Origin of the sequence: Sphingomonas folli, assembly GCF_019429525.1 — a bacterium.
Classification (GTDB): domain Bacteria; phylum Pseudomonadota; class Alphaproteobacteria; order Sphingomonadales; family Sphingomonadaceae; genus Sphingomonas; species Sphingomonas folii.
Genome location: NZ_JAHXZL010000013.1, coordinates 74,605 through 87,652, shown reverse-complemented (window position 1 = coordinate 87,652; position 13,048 = coordinate 74,605). Strand labels below are relative to the sequence as shown.

Annotated in this window: 17 protein-coding genes and 1 tRNA gene; 16 read left to right on the top strand and 2 right to left on the bottom strand. The window is 64.5% G+C overall.

The window, feature by feature from the left end; genetic code table 11:
- Nucleotides 1-1,124: 1,124 nt before the first annotated feature.
- Entirely contained in the window at nucleotides 1,125-1,643 is a 519-nt protein-coding gene (locus KZ813_RS17875) for a hypothetical protein (protein ID WP_219756348.1), read from the bottom strand.
- Nucleotides 1,644-1,698: 55 nt separating this feature from the next.
- Between KZ813_RS17875 and KZ813_RS17870 the strand changes: the two genes are divergently transcribed.
- The 15 genes from KZ813_RS17870 to KZ813_RS17800 all read left to right on the top strand — a co-directional run bounded on the left by KZ813_RS17870 (nucleotide 1,699) and on the right by KZ813_RS17800 (nucleotide 11,875).
- Nucleotides 1,699-1,944, top strand: coding sequence for a hypothetical protein (locus KZ813_RS17870; protein WP_219756347.1), 246 nt, complete (start codon nucleotides 1,699-1,701; stop codon nucleotides 1,942-1,944).
- Nucleotides 1,941-2,174, top strand: a complete 234-nt coding sequence (locus tag KZ813_RS17865; protein WP_219756346.1) for a hypothetical protein — start codon at nucleotides 1,941-1,943, stop codon at nucleotides 2,172-2,174. The genes KZ813_RS17870 and KZ813_RS17865 overlap by 4 nt, the downstream gene beginning before the upstream one ends.
- Before the next feature lie 144 nt (nucleotides 2,175-2,318).
- Entirely contained in the window at nucleotides 2,319-3,263 is a 945-nt protein-coding gene (locus KZ813_RS17860) for a hypothetical protein (RefSeq protein ID WP_219756345.1), read from the top strand.
- Between the two features lie 454 nt (nucleotides 3,264-3,717).
- Nucleotides 3,718-4,011 carry a hypothetical protein gene (locus tag KZ813_RS17855; protein ID WP_219756344.1) on the top strand — a complete coding sequence of 98 codons (294 nt, stop codon included), beginning with the start codon at nucleotides 3,718-3,720 and terminating at the stop codon, nucleotides 4,009-4,011.
- A complete protein-coding gene (locus KZ813_RS17850) occupies nucleotides 4,011-4,748 on the top strand; it encodes a hypothetical protein (RefSeq protein WP_219756343.1) in 738 nt (245 codons plus the stop codon). Before KZ813_RS17855 ends, KZ813_RS17850 begins: the two co-directional genes overlap by 1 nt.
- A gap of 65 nt (nucleotides 4,749-4,813) precedes the next feature.
- On the top strand, nucleotides 4,814-5,665 hold the full coding sequence (locus KZ813_RS17845) for a hypothetical protein (RefSeq protein WP_219756342.1): 852 nt from the start codon (nucleotides 4,814-4,816) through the stop codon (nucleotides 5,663-5,665).
- On the top strand, nucleotides 5,665-8,418 hold the full coding sequence (locus tag KZ813_RS17840; RefSeq protein ID WP_219756341.1) for a hypothetical protein: 2,754 nt from the start codon (nucleotides 5,665-5,667) through the stop codon (nucleotides 8,416-8,418). Before KZ813_RS17845 ends, KZ813_RS17840 begins: the two co-directional genes overlap by 1 nt.
- A gap of 168 nt (nucleotides 8,419-8,586) precedes the next feature.
- Nucleotides 8,587-8,661: transfer RNA gene (locus KZ813_RS17835), tRNA-Ser, on the top strand.
- Between the two features lie 203 nt (nucleotides 8,662-8,864).
- A complete protein-coding gene (locus tag KZ813_RS17830) occupies nucleotides 8,865-9,317 on the top strand; it encodes a helix-turn-helix domain-containing protein (RefSeq protein WP_219756340.1) in 453 nt (150 codons plus the stop codon).
- Between the two features lie 3 nt (nucleotides 9,318-9,320).
- The gene (locus KZ813_RS17825) at nucleotides 9,321-9,911 is read left to right on the top strand and encodes a PIN domain-containing protein (RefSeq protein WP_219756339.1); all 591 of its coding nucleotides are present in this window, start codon (nucleotides 9,321-9,323) and stop codon (nucleotides 9,909-9,911) included.
- 419 nt (nucleotides 9,912-10,330) lie between these two features.
- Nucleotides 10,331-10,633, top strand: coding sequence for a hypothetical protein (locus tag KZ813_RS17820; protein ID WP_219756338.1), 303 nt, complete (start codon nucleotides 10,331-10,333; stop codon nucleotides 10,631-10,633).
- 2 nt (nucleotides 10,634-10,635) lie between these two features.
- A complete protein-coding gene (locus tag KZ813_RS17815; RefSeq protein WP_219756337.1) occupies nucleotides 10,636-10,878 on the top strand; it encodes a hypothetical protein in 243 nt (80 codons plus the stop codon).
- Between the two features lie 3 nt (nucleotides 10,879-10,881).
- Nucleotides 10,882-11,460 carry a hypothetical protein gene (locus KZ813_RS17810; RefSeq protein ID WP_219756336.1) on the top strand — a complete coding sequence of 193 codons (579 nt, stop codon included), beginning with the start codon at nucleotides 10,882-10,884 and terminating at the stop codon, nucleotides 11,458-11,460.
- A complete protein-coding gene (locus KZ813_RS17805; RefSeq protein WP_219756335.1) occupies nucleotides 11,457-11,702 on the top strand; it encodes a hypothetical protein in 246 nt (81 codons plus the stop codon). Before KZ813_RS17810 ends, KZ813_RS17805 begins: the two co-directional genes overlap by 4 nt.
- A complete protein-coding gene (locus KZ813_RS17800; protein ID WP_219756334.1) occupies nucleotides 11,699-11,875 on the top strand; it encodes a hypothetical protein in 177 nt (58 codons plus the stop codon). The genes KZ813_RS17805 and KZ813_RS17800 overlap by 4 nt, the downstream gene beginning before the upstream one ends.
- 98 nt (nucleotides 11,876-11,973) lie before the next feature.
- Here the strand turns inward: KZ813_RS17800 and KZ813_RS17795 are convergent, their stop codons facing one another.
- On the bottom strand, nucleotides 11,974-12,111 hold the full coding sequence (locus KZ813_RS17795; RefSeq protein ID WP_219756333.1) for a hypothetical protein: 138 nt from the start codon (nucleotides 12,109-12,111) through the stop codon (nucleotides 11,974-11,976).
- A 16-nt stretch (nucleotides 12,112-12,127) separates the two neighbouring features.
- Here KZ813_RS17795 and KZ813_RS17790 point away from each other — a divergent pair, with 16 nt between their 5' ends.
- Nucleotides 12,128-12,718 (top strand): hypothetical protein, encoded by a 591-nt coding sequence (locus KZ813_RS17790; RefSeq protein WP_258046927.1) that lies wholly within the window; start codon nucleotides 12,128-12,130, stop codon nucleotides 12,716-12,718.
- Nucleotides 12,719-13,048 lie beyond the last annotated feature (330 nt).

The following is a 13,048-nucleotide window of genomic DNA, read 5'->3' as shown; positions in this document are numbered from 1 at the left end:
CGAGATCCACATCGATGCCTATCCTTTGCGCGTGAACACGGTTCTTCGCGCATGGCCAGAGAGGGACATAAGGCAGCGGCGTTGGATGAAAGTGAGCGACGCGATTGAGGCGGTAAACGATACTGCCCTACGCTCCGCACTCACCACTTTCATTTCAGCGCCTTCCTCCATTTAGGCGCGCCTCGCCCCATCCCCTACGACCAATCCCGCTCACGCCCGAAGTGCGCGCCACCGGAACCGACCAGCAGCAAAGCTGAGGCTGACACGCTACCTAGAGGACCTCACCGCGCAGAGCGGTGGCGACGCGATCAGCACGGCGCAGGCGGCGTGAGCCGTCCCGCGACGGGATCATGCCGCGGCGAATGCGGTGGCGCCGGAAAGGCCCCGTGGCCATCTCTGGGTCGTGCATTTCTCAAACGACAACGACCTCGAACAGACCGCTGCTGCTCTCGTTCAACGGTACGGAGCTAAGGCGCGGCAGCATGTTGTCGACCAGATCCTCGCAGCTATCCGGATGAGCGACCTGGAGGCTGCGAAGCGGTGGGACGAGGTCGGCCAGGCAGTAGATCGTCGGCTGGCGGCCTAGCTCGCTACCATGCTGATGGTAGCACTTGCACCGCCGCAGGGCTGAGCTAGCCTCGCCTCCGATTACCAGCCGAGAATGTCCGCGCCCGTTTTAGGGGCGCGGACCCGTGATCACTGCGGTACTTCGTTGCATCGGATGCCGTAGCAAGGCTGAGGCAGAGGGCCGGGCGCCGGGTTCGGGTATTGGTTGCCGCCACCACCGCCGCTGCCGCCTCCGCTATCATACTGGTTGTTGCATGTTTGAACGCACCAGCCTTCGCTGTTCGGGCGGCTAGCAACGCACCCAATTATACAGTCCGTGACAGGGTCTCCGGTGGACTCCTGAGCAGTGGCCGGAGCGAGGAACGCCGGCAGCATGGTAAGGCAGGCAGCGACGGCAATCTTACTGATCTTCATCTTTGCGACTCCTTCTGGCTTAGCCAAAACAGCTTTTGCGTCTTTGACGTACGCCAAGTCAAATCCGGGCCTACATTTTTGCACGGCATTTCGGAACCTTTTGGGGCTTGCCTTCATCTTAGCTGTGAATAGGTAAGGGCGACTCACCGAAACTCCGCCCACACCGGATGCCCGGCGTCGACCAGCTTGGTGACGATCCACCGCATCGCCTGGAGCGTCGGCGCGTACGGCTTGCCGCGTCCAGTCGCCGCCTCTGTCCAGAAGGTCACCAGCAGCTCGCGGTCGGGCAGGTAGGGGCGCAGCACGCGCAGGGCGAGCCTGGTCGCTGGCACGCAGACGTCCTCGTCGCGCGCGCGCCGGCTGGCATCGTCGAGCACCGCTAGCGCGAGGTTCATCAGGAGCGCGCGCGATCGGATGGCGCGGCGCTCCGGATCGCTCTGACTGAACGGCACCCCGTTGACCCGCGTGTCCTTACCCCCGCACTCGTGACACATCATCGTGTGCCGCACCGCCTCCCACTCCGTGGAAAGCCGTCGGGAGCGCCGATCGAGGATTAGCTCCTCGAGGTCGTGCTGCTTCACCGCCTTGCACGCGCGGCAGGTCACGCGCACGGCGCCCTCGACTCGGCGGAGGTCCTGTAGCGTCTTCGGGAGGCCGACCATGCGGCCATGATGGCGGAACGTAGAAGGAACAAAAAGGCTGGTATCGATCGCCGGCTTGCGTCATCTCGAGGCAATGAGTGCCCGCGAGAACCTCATCCGAGTCGCTGCTGAGCGCGGTGAGAGCCTGACGCATCTGTCCGTGAAGGTCGGCCGCAGCCCGGGTTACCTGTCACGCTTCATCACCCGCGGATCACCGCGGCGTCTCCCTGATGTCGAGCGGCGGCACCTGGCCATCGTGCTCGATGTCGACGAGCGGCTGCTAGGTGCGCGCGATCCGTGGGCGCCGGGGGAGCCAGCATGATGCACGACCACCCCGCAGCCGGCGTCGGCCACAACTCCGCCGGCTGCGCGCTGTGCACCTCTACTGACCACGAGGGGCTGGTGGAGCGGCTTGCCAAGGAACTGTGGGAGAGCAGGCAGGATGACACCCAATGGGCGCGTCGCTGGGCCGATGCTGGCGAGCTGTGGCATATCCGCTTCCGCGAGCTGGCAAAGACATCGTTAGATTTTCTCAGCGTGGCTCCGCGTTGACACCTGAAGCGTTCGCTATCTTGGACAAAATGTCCGGTGCGTGAGGTTTTCTTTACAGAAGAGCACCGGTGTTGATTTAGGCCTACTCAACGCGAAGCGCCTCCTGCATGATGAAGCTGGTATCACAAGCCGGGGGGCGGTCACGTGATCAAAGCACGGAAAAAAGCGCATGTAGCACTTCTCGGAGCGGTCTTAACGATCGCGGCGAAACCAGCGTTGGCTCAGACAGACGCTGAAGTTGAAGCGGCCAAGCGTAAATATGAAGCGTCGTTGCTTGCTGTGGATACCGATAAAAAAAATTATGACGCCTTGAGGTTGGCGAAGCTCAGGAAAGAGATCGAGCGGGGTGAGCAAGCCAAACGGGAACTCGCCGAACTGGGAGCTCTGCCCGCGTCCGCGACCGCACCGCCGTCCGCAACTCTGCCGGCAACTTCCAGCCCTACGGCGACAGCCTCGACCACGTCGGCAGAGGCAGCGGGTGCGACGCCCAGTAAGCAACAGCGGCAAGAGGTCGCAAATGCGCGGCCGACTGTAGCCGGAGGGCAGGAGCCTGAAGCTACACCACCGCCGCCATCTGATCAGTACGCAGACCTCACTGAAAGGCAAATTTCTGCAACAAAGAAATTCGCCGATCTAAATCTAGATGTTGGCTTGTCTCTGACGCTTGACCTTGGGTCAAGAGATCGTGTCGTTGATGCTGAACTCATAAACGGCATAGTCAGGGTAAAAGAGTCGAGAAACTCTGTTCCTCGTGTGATGCTGGGCGCACATTACCTTTTCCTACCTGAAAAGTCATTCTTTGGTTTAGTAGACAAGAAACTATGGGGCTGGGGGCCATTTATCGCGATACAGCCAGGAACAAATGAGATTGTTCAAGCGGTCGGCGCCGGTTTGATGGTAGGTTTTCGTAGATCACTTGAGACGAGGGAGAGCTTCAATCTAGGCATCGGTCTCGCTATAGATCCATCAGTCCAGGTTTTAGGTGATAACGTTTTCCCCAATAAGCCTCTTCCAAACGGCGAGACGGAACTTAGGTTTAAGACTTCGAGTCAGAAAGGGCTTTTAATATATTCTTCGTTTTCCTTTTGACGCGATCTCATGATCGGGCGCATGACGATGCCTAGTTTGTAGGCTGAGGGTTTGCCGAACAGATCCGCCTACTATTCCATAACGCCGCTTTGCCGCACTTCAGCGGCATGCCAACCCGCACGCCTCGCCGCCGCCGGTTCCTGGACGTTGTGAACTTCTGCCACGAGCACGCCGCCGCCACTGGCTCACCGCCGAGCTACTCGACGATCTGCGCAGCGCTCCGCATTACGGACGCCGGGACGGTGCGTCGGTACGTCAAGCAAGCCGAAGCCGCAGGGCTGGTGACGCTAGGCGCATACAGCCAGGGTCGCGGCGGCCGGTTGGCCCGGATCCGCCTGCCGGCGAAGCAGCGACCAGCGGAGGCATCCGCCTAGTATAACTCTGCCTAGTTTTCCGGCATCGTCTCCAACTGATCGGCCCGGATGGCGCCTTCCTGTCCACAGCGGAAGAGCCCATGACCGAGCAAGAGCGCCAGGATCAGATGATCGAAGAGACCGTCGCGCTAGAGACGGCGATCATCAGCGCACACGCCGTCTTCGCCACTCGAGCTCTCGCCCTCGGCTACCGTGAGCAGGCGATCGACGCGATGGCCAACGCCATCATGATCGCCGAGCACATGGACATGGAGGGGCGCTCACCGGACACCGTTGCCGGGCTGATGCAGATCCTGCCTCGGCTCCAGGCTGACGGCATCAAGGACGCGGTGCTTGCCCGCATCAAGGCCTACCGCGCCGGAAAGGCGCACTAATGGTCGCGCCGCTCGCCGTCGCCGCGATCGGCGCCGCTGGTAGCATCTTCGGTGGCATCACCGGCGGCAAGGGCGCCAAGAAGGCGGCGAACATCGCTGCTCAATCGGCATCGCAGGACCGGGCGCTCGCTCAGTCGATCTACAACCAGAACGTCGGGCTCGCTCAGCCCACCGTCGACCGCGGCAACGCTGCTGGTGCCCAGATCAATGCGCTACTCGGGCTCGGTGGCAACACTGGCGCCGCTAACGACGCGCTCGCCGCCTGGCGCGGGTCGACCGGCTATCAGACTGGCCTTCAGGAAGGGCAGAACTCGATTAACACCGGGTACGCGGCTAAGGGTGCGCTCGAGAGCGGCGCCGCGCAGAAGCGACTGCTTCAGTACGGCACCGACTACAACAATCAGAACTTCGGGCAGTACGTCGGCATGCTGTCCAATCAGCAGGGCGCCGGGCTGAACGCGTTAGGCGCAGTGACCGGCGCCGGGTCGAGCTACGTGCAGAACGTCACCAATGCCAACCAGGGGGCGGCCAGCGCCCAGGCTCAGGCGGCTCTGTACGGGGCTGGCGCTCAGCAGAACGCGCTGGCTGGGCTCGGCAACCTTGCAGGCAACTACCTCAGCGGGTCGTCGTATCAGCGCGGCTTCGACAACGCGCTCGGCGGCACGATCCGCAACCAGGCGAACAACGCGCTGGGCGCGCTCAACCTGAACTACTTCAATCAGAACCCGTGGGGCTGAGCGACATGGGATACCAAATCGATTGGTCCGTCCTCCAGCGCGCTCCCGATGTTGGCGCCGCTGTGATGCAGGGGTTCGAGACGGGCCGTCGCAACGCGCTCACTCGTGCCCGGCAGGACGCGCTCAGCCAGTACGCCGCGGCCCCGTCCATGGATGCGCTCGCGCCGTTGGCGGCGGTCGACCCGGACACCTATGCCACGCTGTCGACCAACGAGCGCCAGCGCGCCGTCGCAGCTCGGCAAACGCAGGACGCGCTGCGCAAGGATCAGGCACGTGCGATGGTCCCCGACGTCCTCGCGGGCCTGAGCCTTGGTGGAACGAGGTCGACCGCTCCGGATCCGGCCGCCGCCGGCCAGGACGGCGATGTCGTCGTGACCGCGCCTGTAAAGCACAAGACGGTCGCCGACCTGTACCAGCTCGACCCTGAGCTGGCGTCCACGCTGGTGCCCCGCATCGGGGACTTGCAGGAGCAGCATCGTAAGCAGCTGGCGTACGAAGCAGACACCTTCGCGGCGGCGGCGTTCGCCGCTCGGCAGGTTCCGCTGGAGAAGCGGCGCGGGGTCATCGACCAGTTCCGCCGGCAGCTGAAGGGCGCGGGCTTCTCCGACGATGAGATCGACGGCTTCGATCCGACCGACGAGGCCCTTGGCGCCGCGATCACCCACTCACTCGGCATCAAGAGCGCGCTGTCGCAGCACCTGGACGAGCAGAAGTTCGCTTGGCAGCAGCGTGATGACCAGATCGACAATGCGCGTGATGACCGGCGCGTCGCCATCACGGACCGCGCACAGCGCGACACCAGCGCTCGTGGCTGGTCAGCCGATCGCCGGTCCGAGCGGCGCTATCAGCGCGGGGACGGCGCGAACATCGCCTCGCTCTCCACCGACGACCTTCTCAACATGTTGGGGACGCAGTGATGCCCGACCGTGGTCAGATCCTCCAGGAGCTCGCACGTCGCGGCGCGTTGCCCGAGCAGCACCGGGCCGAATACGAGAAGCTGCGTACCGCCGGCAACATCGCTCCCGCCGGCGGCTTCAAGCCAATGCCTGACGCCGCGGCGACGAAGCTCGAGGAGCAGGTCAACGCCTTCGCCGGATTTGACCGGGCCGTGAACGCGTTCAAGGACGACTTCTCTGGCCCGGGCTCGGGCTTCGAGAACACCGCACAGGGCGTGTTCGGCACCGGCACGCCGGGGCAGCGTGACTGGTGGTCGGACTTCCGTTCGAGCGACAACGTGGCCCGCAATGCGCTGTTCGGGGCCAGCCTCACGCCGAGCGAACAGGCCTCCTACGCGGCAACCTCGATCATCCCCAACATGACCGCCAGCGAGATCAGGAAGAACCTGAGCCGCCGCCGCGACCTGGCGCAGCAGATGCTCGACCGCCGCGTCGCCTTTGCCCGTGCCAACGGCTACACGCCTGAAGCTGTAACGGCGATCCTGGGTGACTATGACCCCGCCAAGCGCAACGCTCAGGTGCGGTCGCTCAGTGTCGACAGCGTGACGGATTACGCGTTGGGCCTGAAGGAGCGCGGCAAGCCCGAGCAGCGCTCTGACGGGTCCATCGCCGTCCGCATGCCTGATGGCACCGAGACGACCTTCCCGAACCGCGACGCGTATGAGCGCAGCACGGTAGAGGAGCAGCTTGCCGGTGTGTTCGGCGGCGACCGCAGCAGCGAGGGCTACCGTGCCGCCTACAAGGCTCGGTTCGGCGAAGATGCGCCTCTGCCCGAGGTCGATGCTGACGCGCCCGTGAAGCCGATCGACAACGGGGACGGCATGGTCGGCGCCTTCGGTCGTGGCGTTGGCGACACGGTCACGTTCGGCGCCCTGGATGAGCTTGGCGGCGTGGTCGACACGCTGGCGGGTGACGGTGGCGACGGCAGCTTCACCGATCGGCTCGGGCGCAACATCATCCGCAATCGCGGCATTGAGGCCGGAGACGAGCAGAACCACCCTTACGCCCGTCTGACCGGTCAGGTGCTCGGCGGCGCTGCCATCCCGTTCGGCGCAGGTGCGCGCTCTGCCGCTGAGCTTGCCCGAGTCGGCGGCATCGGTGGAGCGGCCTACGGCTTAGGGTCCGGTGAGGGTAACGCCCTTGAGCGCGTGCCCGGTGCACTCGGCGGCGGCTTTGCTGGTGCGCTCGGCGGCTATGCCTTCGGCCGAGCTGCCCCGGTGGTCGGCAACGCCATCTCGCGCTTCCGCTCCGGTCCTTCGGCGGGGCGAGTCGAGGCCAATGCTCTTGCACAGGCAGGAGAGCGCCAGGGCGTGCCGATGAACGCTGCCGACCTGCGGCCCGGTGCCCGCAATGCGCTCGCCTTCCTGGAGGCCTCTCCCGGCGGCTCAGGCCCGATCCAGAACGCGCTTGCGACGGGCAACGACGCGCTTGAGGCCGCCGCCGGCCGGGTAGGCGGTGGTACCGCTCAGTCGCCCGAGGCGATCGGATCCACGGTCCAGGATGCGGGTCGGCGCATGATCGAGCGTACCCGGCAGATCAAGAACGACCTGTACGCCGACGCCGAGCGCCTGGCGCCCACGACGACGGTGCAGTCGCAGAACGCAGTCGACGTGCTCGACCGCAACATCGCCGAGCTGTCACAGATGCCGAACGCCAACCGCGGCCTGCTGAACCTGTTGCAGGATCTGCGCGGCGATCTCGTGACCACCAACGCGAACGGCACCGCTACCCCGCGGAGCTTGGCAGTTTCCTCTATCCGCAACCTGCGCACCGCAATGCGAGGCGAGATCGGCACTCGCAACCTGACCATGACCGACGCCGAGCGGCGTGTCAGCGAGGTCATCGACGCAGCCTCGTCCGACATCACGGACGCCCTCAACCGCACGGATCCTCGCGCCGCCGCCGCGTACCGCCGTGCCGACCAGTACTATGCCCAGCGCCAGCGCTACATCCGCGACGTAGTGCAGCACTACACCGGCCCTCGCGATCAGCCGATGTCGGGCGAGCAGACCTACCAGCGGATCATGGCACTGGCAGGTGAGCGAGGAGACCGGGAGCGGCTTGCCGGCGTCATGCGCGGGCTGAGCCCGGACGAGCGCGCCGATGTCGCCACGACGATCGCGAGCAACCTGGGCCGGCGCACGCCCGAGGACGACTTCTCCGCGGCTCGCTTCGTCACCCAGGCGCAGAAGATGCCAGCCGCGGCCCGAGAGACGGTGTTCGGCCGCGACGGCGCCGAAGCGCTCAACGACCTGATCCACATCGCTACGGCCAAGCGCGACACGGGCAACAGCCTCAATCGCTCGCGATCGGGGCAAGTGGCCAACTACGATCGCTGGCTCACCGGCGGACTGAGCCTGCTCGGCGCTGGCGGGGGCTATGCAGCTGGCGGAGCGGGTGGCGCTGCTGTTGGCGCGGTGGCGGCGGGGACGGCGAAGGCCGCAGCGCTCAACCTGTCGGCACGACTCCTGACCAACCCGCAGTTCGTCAGCTGGCTGGGGCGCGCTCCAAGCACGACGACGCCGGCGCAGATCACCGCTCACATCCGGCAGCTGAGCAATCTGGCCGTGCGCCAGCCGGCGATCCGCGGCGAGGTCCAGCAGCTGCAGCGCTACCTGTCGGAGAGCGCCACCACCCGCTCGCTGGCGTCAGAGCGAGGTGGCAGCGATGATAAGCGCGCCGATGACGATAAGCCGGTGGCTGCGGCGCGGTAGCCACCAGTACGCCATCAGCGCGCCCATAAGCGGGATCCATATGGGCATCGCCTTCAAAATAGGAGAGCATGCCGGGTGGCCCAACCCCGGAATGAGCTGGACGTCCTGGTGCAGTCGGGTGAGCCTTCGGCAGCTCTTGCAGAGCCGTGTGGCCCGCCCCACGTAAGCGATGCTGTAGCGCAGCGGTAGCGCGCTCCCTTGAGGGGTGAGAGGTCGTGGGTTCGAGTCCCATCAGCCTGACCAAAGGCACCCCACCGGTCTCGGCGGGGTGCCTTTTTCGTTGGTCCGTTCGTCGCCGGTTCCCATATGCCAGGTTGGTTGTTGGGTTATCAGTTTCGGTGTTTGTCCCGTTGGTAGACCCGGAACTCGCTTCGGTTATAGCCATTTCACTAGTTGCGTTTATTTCGAATATCGACTAGATGGATCGGCAACGGAGAGCCCCCCTCATGACATTGCCCGCCTTTGCCGAGGAGCTCGGCAGCCGCCTGCCTTCCGCAAGTGAGAAGGCGGCCGCTAATCAGCTGCGTCGTATTCTCGCCTCGCAGGCCGCGGGGGGAGCGACGCTACGTGTTCTAGACGATAAGAAGCCGACCGAGGTGACCCTGACTCCAGGGCTTTCGAAGCTTCTGATGGAATTGCTGCGTCATGTGGGGCGTGGTGATGCGGTCACGCTTGTGCCGGTGAGTCAGATGCTGACCACCCAGCAGGCGGCTGACATTCTAAACGTCTCGCGTCCGTTTCTCATCACCCTCCTTGAGAAGGAGGCGATCAAGTTTGATACCGTAGGGCGCCACCGCCGTATCAAGGCAGAGGACCTCTTCCGGTATAAGCGAGAGCGTGATGAGAAGCGCGGCAAGGCTCTGTCCGCACTGGCGGAGCTGGATGCTGAGCATCTCTGAGCCGTGTTCGCTAATCGGTACACCGCTTTCATAGATGCGTGCACCCTTGCTGGCACGCTGAAGCGCAACCTTCTCCTGTCCCTCGCCGAAGCGGAGTTCTTCCGTGTGCGATGGTCGGAAAAGGTTCTGGATGAAACCCAGGCGGCGATCGAAAAGATCCTGACTGGGAAGGGCGTGTTAGACTCAGCTGATCGCGCACAGCGAGCCCGGAAGGCGATGGAGATCGCTTTTGAGGAGGCGGTCGTAAGCGACTACGACCTTTTCTTGCCTTCCTGTGAAGATCTCCCGGATGCCGGCGACGCTCACGTTCTTGCTGCTGCATTGAAAACGCAGGCGGCCACAATCGTCACAGAGAACCTCAAGGATTTTCCAGAAAGTCATCTCTCAAGGCTTAACCTTGAAGCTCGGTCTGCCGACTCCTTTATCGCCGATACGATCGCTTTGGATCCCGGTCGAGCTGTCGCGGCAATTCGCAAGATGCGTGAACGATTTAAGAGGCCAGGGAAGACGGCGGAAGACCTGTTGCTTGAGATGGAAGCTGACGGCCTCACGCAGACCGTCGACATCCTTAGGCAGCACGTTCTTTCTCTTTAGCTTATTTGCTATAGCATTTACACCAGTCGCTCTCCAGTCAGCTCGTTGCAGACCTAAGCCTATAAGCGGTTCCGCAGAGGCAAGGCGCAACTAGGACGAGGGAAGAAGCAGACGCAGCCAGATCACGAGCCAGCCTGATCGAGCGCCGAGCGCAGCAGCTTGCGGATAGCTTCTGGCCTCGACGGTCGCGGCTCAGGCAATGACGCGATCCACGCGTCTAGATCAGCCGACAGCTCAGGATGCAGGCGCAGGCCGATCGCCGGGCCTATTCCCGTTTCCGGACGACCCCGCCCGCGCTTTTTGTCGCTATCAGCTATTGCGCTCATTCTGATTTATCGCTATCAGAAACTACGAGCCGAGGCAAGGTTGCAGCCTCACCCCGGCTCTCACCGCAGCACCTGGACTAGAGGTGATTGGCTATGAACACCGTACCGCTGGGCGTGCGCCCGGCCAACCCCATGTATCGTGTGCCCCGCGTCGGCGGCGGCGGTCTCTACAACGGCCACGCGACTCCGCGCGCCAAGCAGCGCTGGGAGATCGGCCAGGTCGTCAACGTCGGCTTCGTCCGCGGACTCGTCGTCAAGGCGCGCGTCGCAACGCCGGGTGACGGTCGGCCGGACATCTGGGCGCTGTGGCAGCCCTCGACCAACCGCTTCTACCAGTTCCAGCCGCACCTTGGCCTGTCGCGCGTCGACAGCCTCGCCGAAGCGATGGAGGCGTGACCGTGGCGACTGCAACCGACAATCGGATCCAGCGCGAGGAGCTGCTCCAGGACGGCGTCGAGTCGGCTCTGGCGGCGCTGTACGCCATCGGCGCTGGCGGGCTGCTCAGCGCCCTTCCAGAGAGCAGCGACGAGCGGACGCGGCACAACCACGCTCTGCTCCTCATCCACATGGCCGAGGAGCACCTCACCCGCATCCAGCAGCAGGTCGACGCCCTCAGCGGCATCGACGTCGTGGAGGACTGACCCATGCAGATGCACACGAAGCCGGTGGCGGCGAGCGCAACGACCTCCTTCGACGGGGCGATGGCTGCCAACGCAGCAGCGGTTGCGCGCTTCAGCTCACTCCCCGCCACGCTCGAGCAGGACGACCCTGCCCAGTACGAAGCGGAGGTGCAGCGCCTCATCGCGGCCAGCAGGGCAGCAGATGCGGCGACGCCTACCTCGTGGGGCGACTTCGGCCGCTGGGTCGAGCACCTATCCGACGATGGCGCGAACACCATCGACGACGACAATGCCGCTCGCCTGCTGGCGCACGTCCGCCGGCTGCTCACTCCTGTCACGAGCCCAGCTGAGTGGGATAGCGCGATGCGCGAGTACGAGCTCGTCCGCGACGTCGAGGGCCAGGACGAAGCGGAGTGGCTGGCGCTCAACCGCCTGCTCCAGATGCCGGCTCCGAACGCCCCAGCGCTTGCCTGGAAGCTCGGCTACCTGTTCCAGCCCGACCAAGAGGGCTTCGTCGCCAGCTATGCTCACAGCTTCCTGAAGCAGACGCTCGACGACGCGGTGCGGCTCGCGGCCGCTGGTCAGGCGAGTGCCCTCGCATGATCGCGGACAGCGACACGGGGACGTCTTCGGCTACCCCCTTCGATCCCGCGGCATGGCTCAACACGCTTGTCGGGATCGGCGGCGGCTACGCGCTCGCCTCAGGCCGCAAGCTGTGGCTGGTGGTACAGGAGTGCTCCACCGGCGATCTCACACCGCTGATGGCGCAGATCGTCGCTCAACCCGAGCGGCAGGAGGCGATCAAGGCCGCTATCGAGCGCAAGCAGCTGGGGTACGTCGGGTGACCAAGCGCCGCCTTTGCTGGCTGGCCCAGATGCTCGGCATGCTGGTGGGCGGGACGACGCTGTTCGTCCTCGCGTGGCGGGCCAACTACGGACTTGCCTACGCAGCCGGCCTGCTGACGCTCTGGGCGTGGTGGGATCATGTCGTCGTGCGTTGGATGGAGCGGAAGCGGTGAGGCAGACGACGCCATCACCGGCCGTGTCCAACGCACCGCGATCCTGGCCTCGCCGCCGCCGGCGCGAGTGGAGCCGCAGGAGCCATTTGGCCGGCTCGCTAGCCCTTCTCGCAGTAATCCCGTCCCTGCCACGCGCCGAGCTGGCTCGCCTCACCGAGCGCCTGATCGACCGCATGGACGAGCTCGATGGCGATGCCGACCTTGAGGACCTGCGTGAGGATGACGAGGAGACCCACGATCGGGAGGACGTCTGTGACGTATAGCACCGCAGAATGGCAGCCGGCGTCGCCGCGTCCAATCGCTCACCGGCCCGTCGCGCGCCACACCCGCACGTCGAGCTTCTCCCGCGTGCATCGCTTCCACGACAGCCACGCGGTGGCGGCGAGCTACGGGCCTGACTGGTGGCTGCCGATCTACCGGCGAGCGTTCCCGACGCTCATGTCCGCGGTCGCTGTTGAGCATGACGGCTGGGCGCAGCGAGGCGGCATCGATCGACTGCTGACGCTCGCGTGTGGCCGGACCTACACGGTCGACGAAAAGATCCGCACCGAGGATTGGCCCGACGTGCTGCTCGAGCGGTGGTCGGACGAGGCGCGTAAGTCGCCTGGCTGGGTGCAGAAGCCGCTGGCAGCCGACTTCATCGCTTACGCTCACGCCCCAACTGCGACGTGCGTACTTATGCCGGTGCCAGCGCTACAGCGTGCTTGGCGGCAGCATGGGCGCTCGTGGATCGGGTTGTACGGACCGCGTCGAGCTCAGAACGCCGGGTACACGTCGGTCAGCGTGCCGGTGCCGCGTGGTGTTCTCATGCAGGCGATCGTAGAGGCAATGTTCGTTTCCTAGCCGTTTCCGACCAGAGTGGAGCTAAAACCGACACCTAGGAGCCGCTTCCGGCGACTTCCCACATACGAGGCGATGTGCGAGTTTTTCGCCGGTGCCCGAGTCGGGTAACCGGAAAGGACACGCGATGGCTCTGCCACCTAACCTGAAGGCACTGCGAGTAAAGCTCGAGAGCACACCCTATGCTCAACGTACTTCGAACCAAGACGCTATTTTGGCCGAGCTCCAAGAACTGGATGTCGTGACGCTGCGAAAGGGCATCCAAGACAGCGAATTCGCGGCTACGCGGATGACTAGTCCGGGTGGCGGAACCTGCGGGTGTTGCGGCCGGTA

Excerpts from the sequence above, each read along its gene's own strand:
- KZ813_RS17875 (WP_219756348.1), bottom strand. The coding sequence starts at position 1,643 with ATGGTCGGCCTCCCGAAGACGCTACAGGACCTCCGCCGAGTCGAGGGC.
- KZ813_RS17865 (WP_219756346.1), top strand. The coding sequence starts at position 1,941 with ATGATGCACGACCACCCCGCAGCCGGCGTCGGCCACAACTCCGCCGGC.
- KZ813_RS17855 (WP_219756344.1), top strand. The coding sequence starts at position 3,718 with ATGACCGAGCAAGAGCGCCAGGATCAGATGATCGAAGAGACCGTCGCG.
- KZ813_RS17850 (WP_219756343.1), top strand. The coding sequence starts at position 4,011 with ATGGTCGCGCCGCTCGCCGTCGCCGCGATCGGCGCCGCTGGTAGCATC.
- KZ813_RS17845 (WP_219756342.1), top strand. The coding sequence starts at position 4,814 with ATGCAGGGGTTCGAGACGGGCCGTCGCAACGCGCTCACTCGTGCCCGG.
- KZ813_RS17840 (WP_219756341.1), top strand. The coding sequence starts at position 5,665 with ATGCCCGACCGTGGTCAGATCCTCCAGGAGCTCGCACGTCGCGGCGCG.
- KZ813_RS17830 (WP_219756340.1), top strand. The coding sequence starts at position 8,865 with ATGACATTGCCCGCCTTTGCCGAGGAGCTCGGCAGCCGCCTGCCTTCC.
- KZ813_RS17820 (WP_219756338.1), top strand. The coding sequence starts at position 10,331 with ATGAACACCGTACCGCTGGGCGTGCGCCCGGCCAACCCCATGTATCGT.
- KZ813_RS17810 (WP_219756336.1), top strand. The coding sequence starts at position 10,882 with ATGCAGATGCACACGAAGCCGGTGGCGGCGAGCGCAACGACCTCCTTC.
- KZ813_RS17805 (WP_219756335.1), top strand. The coding sequence starts at position 11,457 with ATGATCGCGGACAGCGACACGGGGACGTCTTCGGCTACCCCCTTCGAT.